This window comes from Paenibacillus xylanexedens (assembly GCF_017874615.1).
Taxonomy (GTDB): domain Bacteria; phylum Bacillota; class Bacilli; order Paenibacillales; family Paenibacillaceae; genus Paenibacillus; species Paenibacillus xylanexedens.
Genome location: NZ_JAGIKV010000008.1, coordinates 169,572 through 192,203, shown reverse-complemented (window position 1 = coordinate 192,203; position 22,632 = coordinate 169,572). Strand labels below are relative to the sequence as shown.

The window sequence follows — 22,632 nt, the reverse complement described above, 5'->3', positions numbered from 1 at the left end:
ATTGAACTTGAACATGTCCGCTATCCTCGCTTTCCCCGTAGACCTTACACAAAGCAAACGGATATGGATTATACAGTATGCCGTTGTAGAGTCATAGAACGATCTTATCGCTCAGGCTCTTGTGCTGCGGTCGAAAGGGATGACAAAGGAAACTTTCGTACCTTGGCCCGGCGAGCTGACGATGGTCAAACCTTGTCCGTACATCTGGGTCAACCGTCGATGTGTATTGGTTAATCCAATGCCTCCAGTTCCGCCGGGACCTTTCTTGGGCCATGCTAGTGCCCGTTCGATCTGCTCAGGCTGCATCCCCACACCGTCATCCTCGATCTCAATCAAAGTGGACGCTGTTTGGTTGATGATTCGGATATGCACGGTTCCACCCTCAACTTTGCTGAGAATACCATGTCGAACAGCATTCTCAATGAGCGGTTGAATGGTGAGTGGCGGCAGGGATAGATCAAGATCATCGGGAATATCCCAGATGACGTTCAACCGATTCATGAATCGTTCTTTCTCAATGTAGAGATAGGCGCGGGAGAGATCCAACTCATGAGTGACCTCAACCATTTTCTCCGAATTGACAAAATGAAAGCTGGTCTGAAGATACTCGATAAAAGCATCGCCCAGTTTCTGCATTCGCTCCGTGTCCATCTCACTAAGAACCATGATTGAATTGAGCGTATTAAAAAGAAAATGGGGCTGAATCTGTGCTTGTAAATAAGCAGCCTCCATGCGCAGTCGCTCATCAATGGATTGTTTCAGTACGATCAGAGACCCGATGCGATGCCTTAATTCAACGGCATCCACGGGCTTGGTGACATAGTCCGTAGCACCGGCCATGAATCCGGCGTATACATCCGCTGGCTCGTTACGGGCCGTCAGCAACAGGATGGGAAGCTCGGATACCGAATAACGCTTGCGTACATTCTCGGTCAGTTCATAACCGGACATATGAGGCATCATGACATCGGCAATCAGTAAGTCCCACAGCTCTTTATCCAGTAACTCGAGTGCCTCAAGCGCCGAGGCCGCGGGTTGAATATGATATGGTTCATTCGCAAGCATGGAGATCAGTACTCGCAGGTTTACAGGATCATCATCGACGGCAAGAATTCTTGCGGCAGTCTTATCTTGAGAGACGGTCTGCTGCTGCGGTTCTGCAATCGCAACTTCATCGAAGCTGTGAGCGTCCCATCGCTGCTCAGTCTGGTCCGATAGCGATGCGGTATCTTCCCGTGGAAGCGAGATCTGGAAGGTCGATCCTTGCCCAGGTACGGATTGCACGGTGAGTTGGCCGCCATGGAGTTCGGTGAGCTGCCTGCTGATATTGAGACCAAGGCCGATTCCTCCGCTCAAACGGGCCTCTGGGGTCCCTTGTTCATACGCCTCGAATATTCGCTGTTGTATCTCCTCACTCATACCAACACCTGTATCTGAAACTTGAATCAAGACGTACTCTCCATGTTCGCGAACGGACACGGTAATGGTACCCTCATCGGTAAATTTGAGCGCATTATGCAACAGGTTGTAGAGCACCTGAACAAGTCTTCTCTCATCGGCTTGAATCAACGGCAGTGATTCTGGAATATCCACCTGCATATGGATGGGCTTGCCCTCCGCCATGAATCGGAACATACCGATCACGCCTGGAATGACAGAGGCAAGAGATAAAGGTTTCTTCTGAAGCGTAATACGTTTTTCCTTCAAACGAATGACATCCAGGAGGTCATCAACCAGTTGGGACATGCGTCGGCCGATGGTAACTAACAGTTTCATGTCTTCTGCCTGCTGCCCACCTGATTTACGCCGTTCACGGACCGCGATGCTCTCGGCGATATTGATGATCCCGTGCAGCGGTGTACGCAATTCATGAGCCGTATTCACAAGAAACTGATCCTTCTGCCGATCCTCTTCTTTGAGCTGTTCGTATAACTTCTCAATCTCACCTGAATTGCGGAAGTATTTCTTGAACCAATAGGTGGAGAAGCAGAATATGGCCGCGATGACATCAATCGGATAATACACGTTGGTAATCTCATTATGAGAGTTCACGACTCCCCACAGCGCACTTGATAAGCTACTGGTAGCCGCAAAGAGCAAAAAGCTTGCGTCACTTCGTTTCTCAGTGGCCATTCTGAAGAACAGGTACACAGACCAGCTGATGGCAAACAGATAAAGGAACTCAGGGAACCCGGTCTCAATTACGTGATAGATCATTGTTACTGGTGCAATCAGCAAAAATACAGAGTAGATACCAAGCACACTGGCATAGGTGCGGAAAAGTCTGCGCCCTTGCTGACTATGATAGAAACTTCTCGCCATCTGTAGAAGAAAGAAAGAGAACAAGGAATAGGACAACGCTGTGATCTTGACCATCCAAGAGAAGTTGAGCGGAATCCAGTTCAATAGAAGACTGTCATGGTCGCATGCAACCGTTAGGGCAACGGTCAGCGTTAACAGAGAAAACGTAAGCAGAGCTCGTTGCTTACGGTTAAACAGAAACATGACACAAGCATACAGACTGTGCAGGAGCAACACGGCGATCGTAATTTTTTGCAAATCCATGGATAATCCTCGCTCACTTCCAATCGCTTCTGGAGATCCAAAATAGAGGGAGCGCATAATTCCGCCGCTGTAAGGGTCATCAAAATTCGCTGTTTGTATAAGAAGATCAATTTCATTGGCTCCGTTAAGATCATAGGAGGCTGTAAACGCAGTCCTTTCTGGTTGATAGGCTTCAGCATGTGTAGCAAGTTGACCAAATTTGGCAACAATGGTCCCGTTCATCTCTACGCTCGATGAAGCCTTAATCATCTGGCCCCAGAGACTGACTTCTTCGACCGATGGGTTCAGAAGAATACGAATTCGGTATGTTCCATACCCGAATGATGATGAAGATGATGGTAACGTATTACGCCAATCTCCAGGAACTTGAATCCATGTCGATGGGTGGCTCGATATCCTTGTGTCGCGATTGGAGATTAAAATTTGTGGGAAAAACTCCCATTCACCATCGAGAGATATCGGTGAAGCGTTGGCAAGATCCCAGTCTCGAAGATCAAGAATACCCTTATTGGGTTCAGGATGCTTGGGTATAGTGAAAGATTCGGACCAGATCCAGCGGAATCCAAGTAAGAGCGTCAGGAATACAATTGACAGCACTATATATCGGGGTATCTTTTTATAGGTTAGTTGTGTCATGGCAGACTTAACTTTCGACATCATACTTCAAACTCCTGCACACTTTCTGCCAATGAAGAACATTTTTTTGAATATCGGAACGTAAACTCTTTATCCAAATGATAGCGGTCCCACGTCAGGATTTATGGTAAAATTATAGATTAAAGGGTGATCAGTGAGCCAGAGGAGTTGTGCATATGAGAGTGATTTTGGTAGATGATGAATATCTCGCTCTGAGCAGGTTGAACAAACTGTTGCAAGAGAGAGAGGATTGCGAAGTTATCGGCTCTTTTCTGACGGCACAGGAAGCCATAGATCAGATCAAACTTCATCTGCCGGAAATCGTCTTCATGGACGTTCAAATGCCGGGGATGAACGGGATCGAGGCGACCGAACGTATCCATGAGGTTTCTCCTGGAACAGAAGTTATTTTCACAACCGCATATAACGAACATGCACTGACGGCCTATGGGCTTGAAGTGCTGGACTATATTATGAAGCCTGTAACGCGTGACCGTTTGGAAAAAACGATGAAGATGTATCAACGCCGAACGGTGTCAGCAAGTCTGAATATAGCAGAAGGGCCATCCATGTTGATCCGTTGTCTGGGGATGCTCCAAGTCCAAGTGCACCCAAATGAGCCGCCAAAACATATGAAGTTCAGAACATCCAAGATTAGAGAGTTATTCGCCTATTTGCTCCACCATCGGAACAAACCGATTAAGCGGGATACGCTACTTGAACTGTTGTGGCCAGAGTTGGATGAGCGGAGAGGTATATCCAATCTGCACAGTGGCATCCATCGCTTACGCAGCATGATGAACGAATTCATGGGTGAGGACAAGATGGTCATTCGTTATCAACAGTTTGGATATCTATTAGAAACGGGTGAATTCAGGATTGACGCGGAAGAATGGGAGAGCCGTCTTAACCGATTGCCTCTATTATCTTCGTCTACAATAGCTGAACATCGGCAGACCTCAGATCAATATGAAGGCAAATATTATGGTGAGGACGATTACGTATGGGCTGAACTGGAGCGTCAGCGCTTGCATGCACTATGGCGTAATCATGCCATGCAACTTGCACAATATTACATCGAACTGGGACAGAATACGGAAGCACTAACGCTATATTACCGGGTACAGCAATTCGAACCATCATTGGAGGAAGTAGGACTGGCCTTAATGAAGACCTACGATCGATTAGGCAATAAAGATCCTGTGGTCGCTCAATATAATCAGTTGGTTATCGCTTTAGAACAAGAGGCAGGTATACTTCCTGGCCTGGAAGTTGAGTTATGGTACCAACAATGGAAAAATTCAAATATTTGATTGAAATACACAGCCTTGCAGCTTCATTTGCAGGGCTGTTTTTTTGTTGTATTTGTTAGCGAGGAGTTTGGTAAGAGTTTGGTAAGAGGCGATGTGTAGAATAAGCAAGATGAGGGTCGATATTACGCGAAATGTAAAAGAGGGAGGATAAGTATGTCGTTTTTGTACAGTAAGAATTGGAAAAAAGGATTTAAAGTGTCCGTAGTTAGCATGTTGTTATTAAGCACATTCATGTCTTCAATTGGTTCAGAGAGAGTAAGCGCAGCTAGCAGCCCTGTTCCAGGGGGAACGGGTCTTGAACCTGTGTTATGGCTGAAAGCAGACTCGGATGCTGATACGGTGGAAGGTTTGCTGACCGATTGGAAGGACCAATCAGCTAACGAGGTAGGATTTGACCTGGTTATTCCTTCTGGGAAGACAGCACCGAGTTATAATCCGGGAGGAATTAATTTCAATCCTAGTGTAGCTTTCAATAATCCGGCAGGTGGAGGCCACTATAATAGCTCAGTAAAGTTTGTAGGTGACAAACCGATTACGTTCCAATCAGGCTATGCCGTTTATGTGTTTAAGAGCGGCGGAGCACTTGTGGGAGCGACTGAGCCTACAGGAACTAATGGTGTCATTATTATGGGCGGATATGGAGACAATTTTACTACAGGTAATGGCGTGCATAGTATCTTTGACTACTACAATCCAGTGGATAGAAGTCGAGCTCAGATTGTGAACTTCGATATCGTTAGCAATACCGATCATACGGCTCGAATAGATGGTGCTGGAGCTAAATTCACAAATAGGATGAACTTTGATAAGTTTACCTTTACTCCTGTAATTGGTGCGACTAGCGGAAGAAACTATAACTGGAGTGGTCTCGTAGCCGATGTTGCCGAGATCATTTTGTACGATGCTCAGACAGCTAACGACGCTTCAAAAATTGAGTCTTATCTGGCCATTAAATATGGCATTACGCTCAACAACGGAGCAAGTCCTTATCTTTCAACTAACGAAAGTGAAGTGTGGACTGTCGATTCCAAGTATAAGCACAATATTGCAGGAATCGGCAAAGATGAAGCACAGGGCTTGAATCAAAAACAAAGCCTAAGCATCAATGCTGGAGTGCCACAAGTCGCTGTAGGTGTTAACACGTTGGCAAGTACAAATGCGAACAATCCCAGCGTTTTGACGGATCAACAATATCTGGTATGGGCGGATAACGGTCTGCCATTAACCTATGATCAGCCTATAAATAAACCGGGACAATATCATGCACAAAGAGTTTGGAAAGTGCAGAATACGAATAACGTGGGTGAAGTGGAGATTGGTATCCCGGCAGTGTCAGTTCCAGCAGGTTATCAATTACTGGTAAGTGACAGTGAAGATTTTACAGATGCATCTGGCTATGAATTGAGCCTCAAAGATGTAAATGGAATTCCACATTATACAGCCAAGGCGGCATTGAAAGATGGCGAGTATTTCACGTTCAGTGCGTGGGCACCAAAATACACAAGCGCCAATGTAAGTAATGTGTCTGTGACAGAAGATGAGGTTATTGTAACGTTCGATGAGGAACTGGATTTTTCGAATGTAGCAAATTTAACTGGCTTCAAGCTGGAGATCAATGGGCAACCAATCACGATTGACAGTTTCGAAAAAGGGGCGAACAGCAAGACATTGAAGTTAAAAACGAGTCAGATTATCCCTTCCAATGCATCAGTGATCGTTTCTTACGATATTGAAGATGGTAATCTAAAAGGGACTAACGGCGCCCCAGCTCAAAGTTTTAGCGAAAATGCTGTGACAAAGGTAGACAAGTCCTTGCTGCAAGCCAAAGTAACTGAAGTTACAGGCGAGGATCTAGAGGAATCTGAGTATACGCCAGCAAGCTGGGGAACTCTCGATGATGCGATGAATGAAGCAGAGCGAGTGTTGAATGATCTGACAGCGACTCAAGCGCAGGTAGACAAAGCGCTTCAAGATCTGACAGATGCAAGAACGGGCCTAATCCCTACAACATCTGTACCCGTTGTAGATAAATCAGCTTTGCAAGCGAAAGTAACTGAAATTACAGGTGAAAACCTGGAAGAGTCAGCGTATACGCCAGCGAGCTGGACAGCACTGGATAATGCGATGAATGAAGCAGAGCGAGTGTTGAATGAACCGACAGCGACTCAAGCGCAGGTAGATAAGGCACTTCAGGATCTGACAGATGCAAGAACGGGCCTAATTCCTACAACATCTGTACCAGTTGTAGACAAATCAGCTTTGCAAGCGAAAGTAACTGAAATTACAGGTGAAAGCCTAGAAGAGTCAGCCTATACGCCAGCGAGCTGGACAGCACTGGATGAAGCGATGAATGAAGCAGAGCGAGTGTTGAATGATCTGACAGCGACTCAAGCGCAGGTAGACAAGGCACTTTTGGATCTAACTGATGCAAGAACGGGCTTAATCCCTACAACATCTGTACCCGTTGTAGATAAATCAGCTTTGCAAGCGAAAGTAACTGAAATTACAGGCGAAAGCCTGGAAGAGTCAGCGTACACACCAGCGAGTTGGACAGCACTGGATAATGCGATGAACGAAGCAAATCGAGTGTTGAATGATCTGACAGCGACCCAAGCGCAGGTAGACAAGGCACTTCAAGATCTGACTAACGCTAGAATGGGACTTACCAAAGTGAGTGGTACTGACACATCAACGCTGCAAACGCTGATTCCGTCTACAGGAAGCTTATCCCCGGCATTTGATCCGGCTAAAGATTCCTACACCATCTCTGTGCCAAATAGCGTATATCAATTTCAGTTAACGCCAACGGCACTTGATCCACTTGCGAAGATTGAAATAGCTGTTGGAGATGGAGAATGGAACGAGGTTACAAGTGGTAGTGCAAGTGAGAATCTACCGCTTCAAGTCGGTGGAAATAAGATCGTTGTTAGAGTAACGGATTCACATGGAAAAGTTACGGCGTATAAAATTAACGTGACTAGAGCATCCAGTGACAATGGTGGAGGCAACAATGGCGGCGGTGGAAATACGGGAAGTAACGGTGGAAGTACACCAGCACCTACACCTGCGCCAGTTCCAACGCCAACGCCGGCACCCGTGAAGGATAATCTGGAAACAACTCGGGATGGTAGCCATCAACCATTTGCTACATCCAAACCATCTGACAACAAAGAAACATTGGTTCAAGTTGATCCAGCCAAGCTGAATGTTGCCATGTCACAAGGCACAGGGCAACAGTTCGCGATTCATTCCCCGAATGATGGGGATATGAAGGTGGACGGTTTAACCCTCGAAACACTGAAACAATTAGTAGATCAAGGTTCCAAACTAAACATTAGCAACCCGCTGGCGATCTATCCGGTACCTGGCGGCAAAATGGACTTGAACGGTGTATCCGGACAGCTTGGTAATGCAGCGTTGAACGATATCGATGCCCATATCAACATCGCACGTTCATCGGATACGTTGATTGACAGCGCCGAAACAAGAGCCGCATCCCAAGGATACGAGATGCTTGTCACACCGGTTGATCTGGATCTCACCTTTACGAAAGATGGACAAACGGTTCGATCCGGGCAACTGAACGGCTATTCACCGAAGTATATTGCGCTTCCGGAAGGGATCGACCCGAACCGGATTACAACAGGCGTGATTATCAACCCGGACGGTAGCATCTTCCATGTACCAACGGTTGTCACCAAAGTCGATAGCCGTTACTATGCACTCATTAATGACTTGCGCAGCAGCGGAAGCTACTCGGTTATCTGGAATCCACAGGATTTTGAAGATGCCAGATCCCATTGGGGTAAAACTGATGTGAACAACATCGCTGCGAGATTAGATCTGCAAGGTAACGGAGATAACACATTCTCACCGAACCGTCAGGTTACTCGTTCTGAGTTTGCCGAGATTGTTGTGCTTGGACTGGGCTTAATGCGTCAGGATGCACCACAGAATCTATTCCCAGACGTTAACGATTCGGTATGGTTCCGCTCTGCGGTATCCCTTGCAAATGAATTCGGTATCGTTCGCGGTTACGATAATGGGAACTTCTACGGTAATCAGGAGATCACACGTGAGCAAGGATTTGCGATGGTTGCTCGTGCCTACCGTCTGATTGAACCTGAAGCGGTAATCAGTCCGGATCAGATGAACTCTGAACTGGAACGTTACAGTGATGCAGCGGATGTATCGAATTGGGCAAAAGAAGATGTAGCCCAGTTGATTGCAGCGGGGATCATCCAAGGTAATGGGCCAGAAGTGCTGAGTCCGAAGACCACGATGACCCGTGCTGAGGTCACTGCATTGATTGCAAGAATGTTGAAAGTAACAAACTTGATTGATCAATAAACACAATCTAAAATGAAAAGCCTTTGCTGACATTGGGGGTCGGCAAAGGCTTTTTCATATTTTAATTTAAGTATAAAGGGGATTTCATGGTTTTCTGCTCCCAAATGAATTACCTACGCAGACCATCACATAGGATTGACACAACGCGTTCCGGGAAAATTCCTCGATCCCCGGTGGCCTGAAGCACACCAATCAGCATGATTTTAATATCCTCAATGCTGGCATCCGCTCGGACAGAGCCATGTTGCTGCGCTCGCTCAAGCAGTCGGGTAATGCCACGCCAGAACTCATTCGCTATCTCTGAGCGACCCGTGTCTATAGTCAGACTGCTAACCAGAGCATCGGTAATCGCCTTGTTGGCAATCCCCTCGCTTATGATCTTGCTGAAATATTGAAAAAATGCTTCGCCCGGTTCGTCGTGATGAAGCAATTGATCGGCCTCTTCCATCAAACGCATCTTGTGACTAGCAATTACGGCCCTGAACAGATCTTCCTTCGTTGGAAAATGGCGATAGACCGTGCCTATGCCGACACCGGCACGCTTTGCAATCTCATCCATTGAGACAGCAATGCCCTCTGTTTTAAAAATTTCATGTGAGACACGGAGCAGCTTGTCCCGATTTTTCTTGGCATCTGCACGCAGTGCCTTCTCTGGAACCTGAGTGACGGTGGAATCTGTATGCGTAACCTCACCGTCAGGAGTAGGATTGTTTATTTTAGACATTATGGGATCACACCTCTTTCATAAATATAACCCACTGTTGATTTGTTGACAAACGGAGGGTGTCCTCCGTATAATCTTAAACGGAACAATCCCTCCGTTTATTGCGAAAGAATAATATGCGATCTATTTCTTAACTCAATTCCAAAGGAGAAGGATAACATGCCACATTTAATAAACAACAGTGCGTTACTGATCATGGATATGCAAAAGAGTGTCGTGTCCCAATTTGTTAAGGACCGAGAGGCCCTGCTGCCATTTCAAAAAGCGATTGAGACTGCACGCAGTCACGCAATTCCTGTGATCTACATAAGAGTAGCATTCCGCCCAGGTTATCCGGAGGTTAGTTCACGCAACAAAATGTTCGGCGGAATTCCTGATCGGGCTGGAGCTGGAGCAGATGCGGTAGCAGCCATGGAAGCTGCGGTGCAGATTGATGAATCTGTACAACCCCAGCCGGACGAGCCTATTGTGACCAAAGTTCGGGTCAGCGCATTCGCCGGAAGTGATCTGGAGGTTATTCTTAGGTCTCACCAGATAGACACACTCATTCTTAGTGGGATTGCCACAAGTGGGGTTGTTCTATCGACTCTGAGGGAGGCGGCGGATAAAGACTATGCGCTCACCGTGCTCTCGGATGCCTGCATCGATGCCGATCCTGAGGTACATCGTGTGCTGACCGAAAAAGTGTTCCCTCTTCAAGCAGAGGTTAGATCTGTAGACGAGTGGGCGGACTCGTTATCCGGTACAAATTAGTCATCTTACCATGTCGTAATACTTTCGCCCTGTTGGCAGATCGTGGAATCTGAGATGATGGGTTCACCAGAGGTTCGGGTGACAAACTTTGAACCGCTGGCCTTCAGGCTATTGCGATCCTTCCTTCTACAATCATTGGAGATCATAGGGTCGCAGCTCTCCTGAAGATTTTATTTCAGAGAGGAGGCGTCCAGGCTATCACATTCCTTCCTTCTAAAGCCATCTACCAAATGTTAATAGGGATGTGGCTTTCCTGGACTCTTTTATCATGAACAATACGATCTATTTGCGTAGAGCGAACAAACTCATTATCGAATCAAACGAAGGGAAGCAACAGTTGCCGAAGACACATCTGGCGACTGCCCTCAAAAATATTGAAGCACTCGGATACACCTTCTCGGACGAGTTGATGCAAGCAATGCGGCAGCCGTCCAAGGAACAATTTGAAGCAACATATCATCAACTGGTAGCTGATCTAAGAGTCATGGTCGGCGCGCATGTGAAGTATCAACCGATGTATGCAGGATTCCCAATGCAGGTGATGCAAGCGGATGAGGCCGAGTTATATCTCAATGCGATTATTCATTATCTGACCAACCTGACTGTGGTCTGTCCGGATCAACAATCTCTGGAGCGAATGCCTTTGCTGGAGAAGACGGACTTGAAAGTCATTGGTTTGGGCAACAAACAAGCATTCCAGACGCTTATCCGCCAGATCATTGAAGCCAAGGGTTCCATCTCGGAAACAGACAAGGCAGATATCGATACGGTATTGGAGTATGCAGACCCGGAAGAAGTGGATGCCCTATTACCCGGTGAGATTCCGTTCAAAGAAAATGTGGGCTTTGTGGTCGCCTCGCTGTTGAAGCATGAAAAAGCGAACATCGACCGGATCGGTCCGTATTTCAAAACGGCAAGTGATGTCCTGCGTCTGGCTGTTGCCTGGTCCGATGGTGATGTTAGCCTCGCTGCGGCTTCTCCCTTCCGGAAATTCAAACGCCGCGAGAGACGCCTTTTGCTCGGATTATTGGAGCAATGTGGCTCCATCACGGAGGATATGCTCCGCTATAAAGATCGCTGGATTCGCCTTGGCGAAATTCTGCATCCTTCGGAATATAAGCTTCGGTATCCGCGATGCGAAGAAGCCTTTGATATTTTGCGTAATAATAAACCTTATTCGACCTTCAACGGAAGTGTGGAGCTTGCCTTCCAATATCGGAATGTATGGAGTCTGATTGATCTGTTGTCACAGCGTGCAGGTGAATTTGCGAGAAGACTGGATCACTTGCTGCGGATGACCGAAGATGAAGCGTATGTACTGCTGGCATTTGGTGAGGTACTGGAGCAAGTATCTACCCCGGTGTTATTGCAGGTAAGACAGCATTTTGCTCGGCGTAATGAACCGCAGGATTTGCGTATCTTTTTCCCGAAAGGCAATGTAGCCAAAGCTTATGCTGTTCCGAATGAGCTGCCAGAGATCGATGAAGCCACGTGTCAGGATGTCGTGCAATTGTGCGAACAGGCACTGGTAGAGCGATTCGCTGCCCTTGCCCCGCTTGGGAAGACCTATGTTGATCCGCAGCTCCATGATTATCTGGTACCCTTTTCCCAGAGATCGGTGAGCAAGGCTCTGCATACTATCGTTCGTGGAAGCCGTGTGCCGATGGCAGAGGGTGATACCATTCGTTTCTTCAACTGGTGGAAAGAGGGGGACGTGGATGGAAAGTCTACAGGGCGTGTGGACATTGACTTGTCTGCGGTGATGTATGATAAGGACTGGAACTATGTGGAGCATATTTCCTATACGAATCTGCGATCCTCTAACTATAAGGCTGTCCATAGCGGAGATATCGTGACAGCACCTAACGGAGCAAGTGAGTTCATTGATCTGCATATTCCATCCATCGTGGCCCATGGTGGACGATATGTGGTGGCGACATTGCTTTCGTTCACCAGTCATCCGTATTGTGATCTGCCCGAATGCTTTGTGGGCTGGATGATGAGGAAGAAACCGGGGTCTGGCGAGATTTTCGAACCGTCCACCGTAGCGAACAAAATCGATATTACCGCGGATACGCAGATTGCGATCCCTGTCATTATGGATCTGGTTGAACGCACCGTCATCTGGACAGACCTGGCGCTGACAAGCCATCCGGATTACTACAATAATGTGGAAGGCAATCAAAAAGGTATGGTCCTGATGGGCAAAGCACTAACGAATTTACGCAAACCCGATCTGCATGACTTGTTCATGCTCCATGCCAAAGCTAGAGGAGAGCTGGTGGATACAATGGATCAGGCGGATACAATCTATTCGGTCGATGAAGGCGTGACGCCATATGATATCGAGCAGATTATGGCGGAGTATCTTGCCTGAGCAGTGTGGGGCGAGTTGGAACAGAGTGGTGTGATTACAACTGAATAAGTGGAAACACGACTAGAGTTAGACCTAATTACAGATATGGAACAAATATTTGTTGTAATTCATTAAGAAAGAGAATGCACCTTTCAGTATTTCCTTGGGTGTATTCTCTTTCCGGCTTACTCACAATTAATTAGAAATATATCCTCCATAGGTAACTGTCCAAGTGTAGCCAGTTTGACGGTCCATTGATAACAACTGCAAAACACCATACATGTCGTTTTCAGCATAGTTCAATGTTGTAGGGATATCCCCGAGAGTAGGATATAGAGACTTTGGTAAAATTTGTTGAATTTTAACATATTTAGTGGCGAAAGGAGCAGCATGTACACTTTCCACAGCGTTGTTGTTTGGTATAGTGACACTAGTTGCAAAAGAAGTTGAACCAATAGTCATGCATGCAACGGCAGTTAACAGACCAATCATAATCTTCTTTTTCATCTTAATCTCCCTTTCTTTATTTGGAATACAAACCCAGTATATAGCATTATTATCCATAAATATATAAGTGTTAACATATAATTTTTATTCAATGAATAATGTGTGAACTAACAGGAAATAAGGAATTTCTGTTTAATTATTTATAGAAAGAAATGCAAAGTTTTATCTGGATTCTAAGAAATGCCCGACAGAAACTAGCGAAGAAGGAGTAGCCGCAAGGTAGCTCCTTTTTGGCTGACTCAGAAGACAGAGGATGAAAAGAAATATAGTCAGAAGATAAACAAGAACATATCGAATGAGAGATTCATTTTCATCTGACATACAAGCTAATGAAACGTGGAAAATCGAATTGTGATTGATTGCAGCCCTCGGGTTCCACATGCTGACGTTCCACTGTTAACATGACTTCATTTGACTACGAATTCCATTTTATAGTAACCTTGGCGTGACTATGAGGTTGTTGCTTTCTTTTTCAAAGGAGTGATCTACAATGAACAAAAATACAATGATGGATTCCATATTGAGCCAGTATGCATTTAACGAGCATTCATCAACTTATGAGTTGATAGAGTATACATTAAAATCACTGCGAGACTTGTTGCCACTCACTGGCTTCAAGATTATCAAATCCCGCAAAGCACTCGAGATGAAAACGCAGGAATTGTTGATATCCATCTATCTTCAGGGAACAGATATAATGCAGCAGGAACGAGTATAGAAGTTATGGTGCACTGTAAAGTTACGCATAACAAGCGAAAGTCACATACAGGTCTGCCGGAGAGCTACTATCAGCATTCGGAGCTGACATGGTATGAATTATTCGGAAAAGAGGCATTTAAGGACAGCATCCTATCGATTACTGATTATATTACACAGCACGAAATGCCATTGATCGAGCAGCTTGTATCTGATCCTTCATGTGTCATAGAAGAAAAGGCACAGATGCCCAAATGGATACTCAGCCCGTATTTTTACTATCGCTACGGCACAGAAGTGCAGTTCGAACAGGCGAGACAGCGATACATTGCGAGTTTAAGCGAGATGCAGAAACAGCAGTATGACGATGCGGTCATCAGGTTTCAAGACGATGGAAGCAGTCCGATCAGGCGTGGAGAAGATTGGGCATATGTGACGGTGGCCAAGGCGGCGGGGTATGAAACATGAGTACCGTTCCTGTCTTTCTAGCCGCGGGAGTTGATATGTTTTTCTGACGGTCAATGCCGTTGTGTCAATATGGAATATAATGTATTATAGTGTTGTGATTGTAAGTAGTTCATTCGATCAGCCCATAAAATACTTGGAAGAGGGGGGACAGGTGGCAAAGATGCAAACGAGTAACATGTAGTGGTTCTGTAATATCTGACCTCATATGAAACGCGTCTATGGGAGACACACAGAAGATCATCCTAGAAGCTCTGCTATACACTTAAATGTAAGCGCTTCATTAATATGATCTATCAGGAGGGTATTTGCGTGACTCAACGTTTCGTTAAAAAGGGAATAGGTATGCTTTTGCTCATCGTCATGTTTTCCACGATCCTGGTTTTCCCTGCCTCCACAAGCCATGCAGCCACCATCCAGGTCACAGACAACGGCTCCAGAATTGAAGTAAATACCGGTTCAGGATTAGTCTATGTGGTGAACAAAACCAATGGGGATATTATCTCAGCCAAAATGAACGGCACGGAGCTGAACAGCAACAGAGGATCACATATCGGTTCAGGTTTGGGTTCCTCCGCCAATGTGACGTGGAATACCTCACCTTCAGGATCAACCGTGTTAATCACGGTATCCACAAGCACACTGACTCACTATTATGCTTCGCGTGGTGGCGAGAACATCATATACATGGCAACACATATCACGGCTCAACCTTCGATTGGGGAGCTGCGATACATTTTCCGCGGTAATGGTAGTGTGTTGACGGGTGTTCCGGCGAATTCCAATAATCGGGGTAACACAGGAGCAATCGAGAGTCAGGATGTATTTGGTTTCGCAAATGGTCAGAGTGCCTCGAAATATTATGGTAATGATCAGGCCAAAGATTTATCCGTTCGTGGAGTTACAGGGAATGGCGTCGGTGTATTTATGGCCTATGGCAATCGGGAAAAAAGCTCTGGTGGTCCATTCTTCCGGGACATTCAGTTCCAAAGTGGAACCGAGACGGAAGTATATAATTATATGAACTCGGGACATGCACAGACGGAGAATTGGCGCCTGGGTCTGCATGGGCCGTATGCTTTGATCTTTACAACGGGAGGTACGCCAAGTGTACCCGATTTCAGCTGGATGTCTGGTCTGAATCTGCAGGGTTGGGTATCCAGTCGGGGGAACGTAGTGCTTAATGGTCTCTCCGGGATGGATACAGGATATGCCTACACAATTGGGTTCGCTAATAGCAATGCCCAGTATTGGGTTGGGACGTCTTCAAGTGGGGCGGCCGCCAAATACAGCATGATCCCGGGCACGTACACTATGACAGCTTATAAGGGAGAACTAGCCGTATATACGGAAACGGTTAATGTCACGGCAGGGCAAACGACGACTCTGAATACACGTACGATCAACAATGACCCAAGTAAAGCATCTAACATCTGGCGAATCGGCAACTGGGATGGTACACCACGGGAGTTCCTGAATGGACAGACGATTCCGATCCGTCACCCTTCCGATAGTCGCAACCCAAGTTGGGGACCTGTCACCTATGCCACCGGTAGCGCGACCAATCGATTCCCGGCAATCCAGTTCCGTGGTCAGAATTCTCCAACCACAATAACGTTTAATTTGAATGCATCTCAAGCGGCATCTTCTCATACGCTCAACATCGGTATTACGGCAGCTTACAATAATGGCAGACCTAGTGTAACGGTTAATGGACATGCTTTAACCAATCCTGCTGCATCTTCACAGCCCAATTCTCGTAGCTTCACCATTGGTACGTATCGTGGGAACAACACAACCTTTAGCTGGAATGTTCCAGCATCCTACTTCGTGAATGGTTCCAATACCATCACAATTACGCCGATCAGCGGTTCCAGTGACTTGGGTAACTGGTTAAGTGCAGGTTGGGTTTACGATTGTGTTGAGTTGCTGAATTGAATGAAGAATTCAATATAGTGGAAGGAATATAGGAGGTAGCCTGCCTGGTTTTCTTAACCGGGTTCAGGTTACCTCTTTTAGCTTTGTCATCGGAAATGAAAAGATATCGATTCATGAGATCCCTAAGGATCTTGCTTTGCTGGAGATGGTGATCCGGATAGTGGTATAATTTTCAATACGTAATCATGAGTGAATGAACGGGGAGGAAAAGAGAATGAGAGACGATCTGTTGGTTCAATTGCAAGAGTGGCATGAAGAAGATGAATTTCAGGAAATTGTAGATGCAATTCAAGCAATTCCCGTGGAAGAAAGGGATTATGAGCTGGTTAACCATTTGGGACGAGCGCTAAATAACCTGGAACAGTATGAAGAAGCGGTTGAACAATTCCTGACGGTTGCTAAAGAGGGCACAGGTGACCCACTCTGGCATTATCGGATTGGACTGGCTTATTATTATCTGGAGCAATATGCGCATGCGCTGCAGGCGTTTGAAAGAGCGGATGAATTGGACCCTGAAGATGAAGATACGCTGGAGTTTCTGGGATGGATTCGAAGCAAAATGGAGGAGCCGTCCGAATCTGAACATGAAGTTGAAACGGATCCAGAGGCTGTTGGAGAATTCCGTGTACCCGTTGACGTTGTAGCGACCTTTGAAGCGGTTCCCAGACCGGAATCCGGCGAATTCTGGAACGATAGTGAGCATGCACTGGAGCACTATGTGTCCAATCCGCCAAGTGATGGTCTTATTGAATCTGTGGAGGAGCAATTGGTGTTCCGGCTTCCGGCTTCCTACATTGAGATGATGAAGGTGCATAACGGTGGCATTCCGTACAATCGTTATTTCCCTGTAGCCAACACAGATACGGGAGCTACGGATTATGTTGAAATTGAAGGTATACTGGGCATTGGCCGTGAGAAGCCTCGCACACTAGCTGGTGTACAAGGCAGCTGGAATCTGATTGAACGTGAAGGTTATCCGGAGATTGGTGTGGTCATCGCGGTATCTCCTTCGGAGTCGGGGGTTGTGATGCTCGATTATCGTTCATTCGGTAATGATGGAGAACCAGAGGTCGTTTATGTGAAGAGGGAGAATCCCAAAGAGATCATTCCGCTGGCACCGAACTTTGAGACGTTTATCCAAGGGCTGATGACTCCAGAAGTCTAGTATGAATAATATCATTGTGTTGAAGCGCCTCTATACTAGTGCTGACTAGACAATGTAGAGTATGGTAAAAACAATACAAGCCGCGAGGGATATGCATTCCCTTGCGGCTTGCTTTCGTTCTATCGGAATCTTTCCGGTTTACGCCGGGAACCCGCCACCTGGAGGTGGCCATGCGCCGTAGAAGCGACGCAGCAGAACAATCTCACCCAGATGGTACGAGTTATGGGAGGCGATATTGCGCAGAAGTCCTGCTTTAGTTTCACCAGGGAAATAGAGCAGTGGATCATCCAATTGTGCCGTTTCGGCAATGGCTACCGCTCGATCAACCCCATCCAAGAATGCCTGAATATCTGCCTTCCACGTGGCTTCGTCCTGTGGACCCTTCTCCTCAGGCCAGCTCTCACTCACGTTAGCAGGGAGCTGTGGCTTGCGTCCTTCCAAGTGGTCGAGCATGAATTGCTGCCAATAATGCATGTGCTTCACCAACTGATAGATCGTATATGGCATGGCATCGTGCGTACGAGCAGCAAGTGTGACATCGATATCGGGTAGAGCACGGGCGATGCGGATATGACCGCGTTCCCCCACTAATGATTTGACAAGGGCTTGCCCAAAGCTTTGATTAACATCTGACATATGGTACCTTCCTCTCTTCCAAGACCGGATCTGATAACCTGTCTTCTATTTAGTATTATACAATTAAATTGCTATAAATTAAAAATGGATAACGAAGAACGCTAAATACTTAAAATGCCTATGATATAATAGTGAAAATAAATCTCAAGACCTCAGGGTCGAGGAGGAAGCTCCTGTGAAAGTGATATTGGTTGACGACGAACGTCTAGCGTTGATAGGCCTTCAAAAATCACTAGAAAAAGAAGTAAGCGGCATTGAAATTATCGCTACATATATGAATCCAACAGAGGCTGTGGCGGGTATTGTGGAGCACCGTCCTGATGTTGTATTTCTGGATATTCATATGCCGGAGATGGATGGTATGGATCTGGGAAGACAGATTCAGGCGGCAACACCGGGCACCGAAATTATATTTGTGACCAGTTACGATCAATATGCGGTGCATGCTTTCGAATTACAGGCTTTGGATTATGTGATGAAGCCCATCCAAAAGGATCGATTAAAGCAGACGGTGAGCCGCGTAAGAGAGAAACTGAGCGTAAAACGGGAGCAGCGGTCAAAGGATACAAACGTACCTTTAATTTGCTGTTTTAATCAGATTCAATTTAAGCTTCCAGGCAAGGATGTTCAGGTTGCCAAATGGCGCACAAGCAAGGCGCAGGAGCTGTTTGCATACTTGCTTCACCACCGGAACCAGGTCATCCATCGCAGTGTTCTGCTGGAGCTTCTGTGGCCGGGAATGGAAGAGGAGAAGACGACACACCAACTCTACACTGCAATGTATCATGTCCGCCAAACCCTGAAAACTTGCAATATGGATATGATCACGATTCAGAGTGGACACCTGGAGGCAGGCTATCGACTCGAATTGGGTGAGGCTCAGTTAGATAGTGAGCAGTGGGAACGGGAAATCAGGCAATGGAAAGTCGTAGACGCAAGTACCGTTCATGCCTATGAGCAAGCGCTTCATCTATATAAGGGTACCTATCTTGGCAATTATGAATACATGTGGGCTGAACCTGAGCGGGAAAGATTACGCTATCTGTTGCTGTATCATATGAGACAACTATGTCTGTATTACCAGCAGCATGGGCTGGCGGAGAAAGTCGTCGAGAGTACACAACGTATCCAGCATATGCTTCCGGATGAAGAAGAAAGTTATTTTATGCTAATGAAGTTATATGATGAAATGCACAACGATCTCGGTGTGGAGGAGCAGTATCGTCTCTTAACCACCAGAATGGAGCAAGATTTGGAGATACCGATCAGTGAGGACATTACCGAATGGTATCAGGACTGGAAGCTCGGTTTAACCAAAGTCATGAAAAAATAATTAATGAAATTACTTCAAACGAAACGTATGGACCGTTACAAATATTTGATCATCATGCTAATCATTTTTGGAGTGTTAATTGGCATGCGCTCGGTATGGTCTGAGCTATTCCACACAGTAGATGAGCATCGCGTCGTTAACGGGGTGCTTGATTTGAGAGATGTGGATCTGGATCAGTCCCCTGTCATGTACTTGAATGGGGAATGGGAACTATACCCGGATGAGTTGCTGACCCAACAAGATATTGCGAAGAGGAATGGCGGTGCGAAGACTGTTCAGGTCCCTGGGGACTGGAAGAGTGGACAGAGTCAGGAACAAGAGGGTTCGTACGGTTACGGAACATATCGCTTGCGTATTTTGACAGATCCACTTCAGACGCCTGTTACCTTTTGGTTCAAGGGGATTCGAAGTTCCTCCGAGATCGAGTTGAATGGAGACGCGGACGGGGGCATGGGTGAGGTCTCCGCGGATAGTAGTACATATATACCCCGAAGTACTTCATATACAGCGACCCATGATCAGGAAGGAACAACCTCCATTGAACTATTGGTCCGTGTAGCCAATTACGACAGCCCGTATATGGGCGGAATTAGCAAACCTGTTCGCTTTGGTTCACAGGCAGCCGTTGATTTTTCGCGTTGGTATTCCATTGGTTTTCAGATGCTCACCTTTCTGGTTCTACTCCTCCACGGCATGTATGCCTGTATTCTTTACGCATTTAATCGACAGGAACGTTCCTTGCTGGTTGGAGCCGTATTAACTTTATCTGTTGGCATCGCGGTTATGATGGGTCATGATAATATATTGATGTTATGGCTTCCTATTAATTATACCTGGGGCATTAAGATTCGATTGATCTCATTGTTGCTGCAAAATGCTTGTATCCTTCTGTTATTCCAGAGATTAACGATGGTTCATGTACGAAAGGTATGGCTACAATGGCATGTGGTCATGACCTTGATCTATACGGCCGTAATTGTGGCGGTGCCCATTCATATTACATATGCCATGATCCATTACAACGTCATTAACCTATTCTTTCTTGTATCTATGATCTGGTTTCTATGTATCGTCGGAACGATGATCTTCAGGAAACAGGCGGACCGGGATATTGTTTTTCTGCTGCTTACTGCAGGAGGCATTACGTCCAACCTGATATGGAGTGTGGCCGAGACAGCCAGAGATGTGACAACAGTCTATTATCCCATTGACATCATCTTTGCCATTACCGGCTTCTCCGCCTATTGGTTCAAGAAATATTTCAGGAATGTCAGGGAGAATATGAAGCTGAATACAGAACTGCAAAAGGGCGACAAAATTAAAGATCAGTTCTTGGCGAATACATCACATGAACTGCGGACCCCACTGCACGGGATCATTAACATCGCCCATAACGTGGTCACCCGAGAGAAGAGCAGGTTGGATGAACGTAGCCTGGAGGATATGGAACTGCTCATCACAATCGGTCGAAGGATGTCCCATCTGCTTGGTGATCTGTTGGATGTAGTCCGGCTAAAGGAGCACCGCATTGAGTTACGTCAGGGGCCTCTTTCCATACAGTCGGTTGTGCCTGGCGTTATCGCTATGCTGCAATTCATGGCAGAACGAAAACCGGTTCGCCTTCATATGGAGATTCCGGAATCGTTCCCTCAGGTCATGGCTGATGAAGAAAGGCTTGTTCAGATTTTGTATAATCTACTGCATAACGCGCTTAAACATACAGAGGAAGGAACGATATCCGTAAGTGCCGAAATTCGTGAAGGACATGCTCTGATTCATGTGACGGATACGGGCATTGGCATGGATGAGGATACACGGATGCGTATTTTCCTCCCGTATGAACAAGGGTCGTATGGAATCAGTGATGGACAAGGCATCGGGCTTGGACTGAACATCTGCAAAGAGCTCGTAGAACTGCACGGCGGGGCACTTACGGTTCGCTCGGAACTCGGAAAGGGCTCGGTATTCAGCTTTGATCTACCACTCGCGGATGAAGCCGCCGATCAGGCTCAGTCACAACTTCCCCTGATATGGGAACAGGCCACCAAGATGATGGAAGATGCACCTAGCGGATTCCTGTTACCCCGCCCAGGTATGGGGGACGCGGAAGCCTTGGCGACAGCAGAGATGGCTCCGTTGTTAAAAGAGGGGAGAGCTACCATTCTGGCTGTGGATGATGATCCGGTGAATCTGGATGTGTTGGTCAGCATTCTTTCGACGGAACCATATGATATAACTACAGCAGGTTCGGGTCAGGAAGCGATGGAATTGCTCGGCACACGTCAGTGGGATCTGCTCATTACAGATGTGATGATGCCCAATATGTCCGGATATGAGCTAACCCAGAAGGTGAGGGAACAATTCTCGATGTCTGAGCTTCCTGTGCTGCTGTTGACGGCACGAAGTCAGCCGCCAGATATCTACACGGGGTTTGCATCGGGGGCCAATGATTATGTCACAAAGCCTGTAGATGCGGTGGAACTGAAATATCGGATACGTGCATTGACCATGCTAAATCAGTCTATCCAAGAGCGCCTGCGCATGGAGGCCGCTTATTTACAGGCTCAGATTCAGCCTCACTTCCTATTCAATACGCTGAATTCACTTATGGTTTTAAGTGATATTGATACAGAGCATATGCGGAAGCTTGGCGATGCTTTTTCATCCTATTTACGGATCAGCTTCAACTATCTCAACACAGGGGAACTGGTGAAATTATCATATGAGCTGGAACTCGTTGAAGCCTATCTTTTTATTGAGAAAACGCGATTTGAAGATCGCTTGTCGGTGGTATTAAACGTCGAACCGGATCTTCCGTTGCTTCTCCCGCCGCTGTCGATTCAGCCTTTGATTGAAAATGCCGTCAGACACGGACTATTAAGCCGCAATGTAGGCGGTACGTTATGCCTATCCATCACTCGCCATGAGGGTTATACCCGTATTGAGGTGAAGGATAATGGCAAAGGCATGGAACCCGAGAAGGTTGCTGAGCTACTGCGTGCTACACTGGGTGGAAAAGGCGGAATAGGCATTGCAAATACGAACCGCAGATTGCTGCAACGTTATGGTCAGGGATTATCGATTGTAAGTGAGCCGGGTGAGGGAACGATGGTGTCATTTGATATTCCGGATGAGATATAAGGAAAAGGCCGCAGAAGTGAAACTTCCGGCCTTTTTGTTTTACTTGCGTGTTCA

The 22,632-nt window shown here is 46.5% G+C and carries 14 protein-coding genes; 10 read left to right on the top strand and 4 right to left on the bottom strand.

What is annotated here, in order from left to right; translation table 11 throughout:
• Nucleotides 1–111 precede the first annotated feature (111 nt).
• The gene (locus tag J2Z28_RS12890) at nt 112–3,225 is read right to left on the bottom strand and encodes a hybrid sensor histidine kinase/response regulator (protein WP_211082810.1); all 3,114 of its coding nucleotides are present in this window, start codon (nt 3,223–3,225) and stop codon (nt 112–114) included.
• A gap of 152 nt (nt 3,226–3,377) precedes the next feature.
• On the opposite strand from J2Z28_RS12890, the gene J2Z28_RS12885 reads away from it, so the two are divergent.
• Entirely contained in the window at nt 3,378–4,514 is a 1,137-nt protein-coding gene (locus J2Z28_RS12885; protein ID WP_211082809.1) for a response regulator, read from the top strand.
• A 153-nt stretch (nt 4,515–4,667) separates the two neighbouring features.
• On the top strand, nt 4,668–8,864 hold the full coding sequence (locus J2Z28_RS12880; RefSeq protein WP_211082808.1) for a DUF8202 domain-containing protein: 4,197 nt from the start codon (nt 4,668–4,670) through the stop codon (nt 8,862–8,864).
• A 109-nt stretch (nt 8,865–8,973) separates the two neighbouring features.
• Here the strand turns inward: J2Z28_RS12880 and J2Z28_RS12875 are convergent, their stop codons facing one another.
• Nucleotides 8,974–9,588 (bottom strand): TetR/AcrR family transcriptional regulator, encoded by a 615-nt coding sequence (locus J2Z28_RS12875; RefSeq protein WP_211082807.1) that lies wholly within the window; start codon nt 9,586–9,588, stop codon nt 8,974–8,976.
• Between the two features lie 159 nt (nt 9,589–9,747).
• Between J2Z28_RS12875 and J2Z28_RS12870 the strand changes: the two genes are divergently transcribed.
• Together J2Z28_RS12870 and J2Z28_RS12865 are read left to right on the top strand one after the other, a co-directional pair.
• Complete coding sequence (locus J2Z28_RS12870; RefSeq protein ID WP_211082806.1) at nt 9,748–10,341, top strand: cysteine hydrolase family protein; 594 nt, start codon at nt 9,748–9,750, stop codon at nt 10,339–10,341.
• Between the two features lie 268 nt (nt 10,342–10,609).
• Entirely contained in the window at nt 10,610–12,718 is a 2,109-nt protein-coding gene (locus tag J2Z28_RS12865; RefSeq protein ID WP_211082805.1) for a TerD family protein, read from the top strand.
• Nucleotides 12,719–12,892: 174 nt separating this feature from the next.
• Here the strand turns inward: J2Z28_RS12865 and J2Z28_RS12860 are convergent, their stop codons facing one another.
• Nucleotides 12,893–13,204 carry a hypothetical protein gene (locus J2Z28_RS12860; RefSeq protein WP_074092835.1) on the bottom strand — a complete coding sequence of 104 codons (312 nt, stop codon included), beginning with the start codon at nt 13,202–13,204 and terminating at the stop codon, nt 12,893–12,895.
• Between the two features lie 490 nt (nt 13,205–13,694).
• On the opposite strand from J2Z28_RS12860, the gene J2Z28_RS12855 reads away from it, so the two are divergent.
• The 4 genes from J2Z28_RS12855 to J2Z28_RS12840 all read left to right on the top strand — a co-directional run bounded on the left by J2Z28_RS12855 (nt 13,695) and on the right by J2Z28_RS12840 (nt 17,468).
• Complete coding sequence (locus J2Z28_RS12855) at nt 13,695–13,922, top strand: hypothetical protein (RefSeq protein WP_211082804.1); 228 nt, start codon at nt 13,695–13,697, stop codon at nt 13,920–13,922.
• A gap of 5 nt (nt 13,923–13,927) precedes the next feature.
• The gene (locus tag J2Z28_RS12850; RefSeq protein ID WP_211082803.1) at nt 13,928–14,368 is read left to right on the top strand and encodes a hypothetical protein; all 441 of its coding nucleotides are present in this window, start codon (nt 13,928–13,930) and stop codon (nt 14,366–14,368) included.
• Nucleotides 14,369–14,677: 309 nt separating this feature from the next.
• Nucleotides 14,678–16,303, top strand: a complete 1,626-nt coding sequence (locus J2Z28_RS12845) for a rhamnogalacturonan lyase B N-terminal domain-containing protein (RefSeq protein WP_211082802.1) — start codon at nt 14,678–14,680, stop codon at nt 16,301–16,303.
• Nucleotides 16,304–16,517: 214 nt separating this feature from the next.
• Nucleotides 16,518–17,468, top strand: coding sequence for an SMI1/KNR4 family protein (locus J2Z28_RS12840; RefSeq protein WP_211082801.1), 951 nt, complete (start codon nt 16,518–16,520; stop codon nt 17,466–17,468).
• Nucleotides 17,469–17,606: 138 nt separating this feature from the next.
• Here J2Z28_RS12840 and J2Z28_RS12835 read toward each other — a convergent pair whose 3' ends face one another.
• On the bottom strand, nt 17,607–18,104 hold the full coding sequence (locus tag J2Z28_RS12835; RefSeq protein WP_211082800.1) for a DinB family protein: 498 nt from the start codon (nt 18,102–18,104) through the stop codon (nt 17,607–17,609).
• 175 nt (nt 18,105–18,279) lie between these two features.
• Between J2Z28_RS12835 and J2Z28_RS12830 the strand changes: the two genes are divergently transcribed.
• Nucleotides 18,280–19,437 (top strand): response regulator, encoded by a 1,158-nt coding sequence (locus J2Z28_RS12830; RefSeq protein WP_211082799.1) that lies wholly within the window; start codon nt 18,280–18,282, stop codon nt 19,435–19,437.
• Between the two features lie 3 nt (nt 19,438–19,440).
• Complete coding sequence (locus J2Z28_RS12825; RefSeq protein ID WP_211082798.1) at nt 19,441–22,578, top strand: hybrid sensor histidine kinase/response regulator; 3,138 nt, start codon at nt 19,441–19,443, stop codon at nt 22,576–22,578.
• The last annotated feature ends 54 nt before the right edge of the window (nt 22,579–22,632 follow it).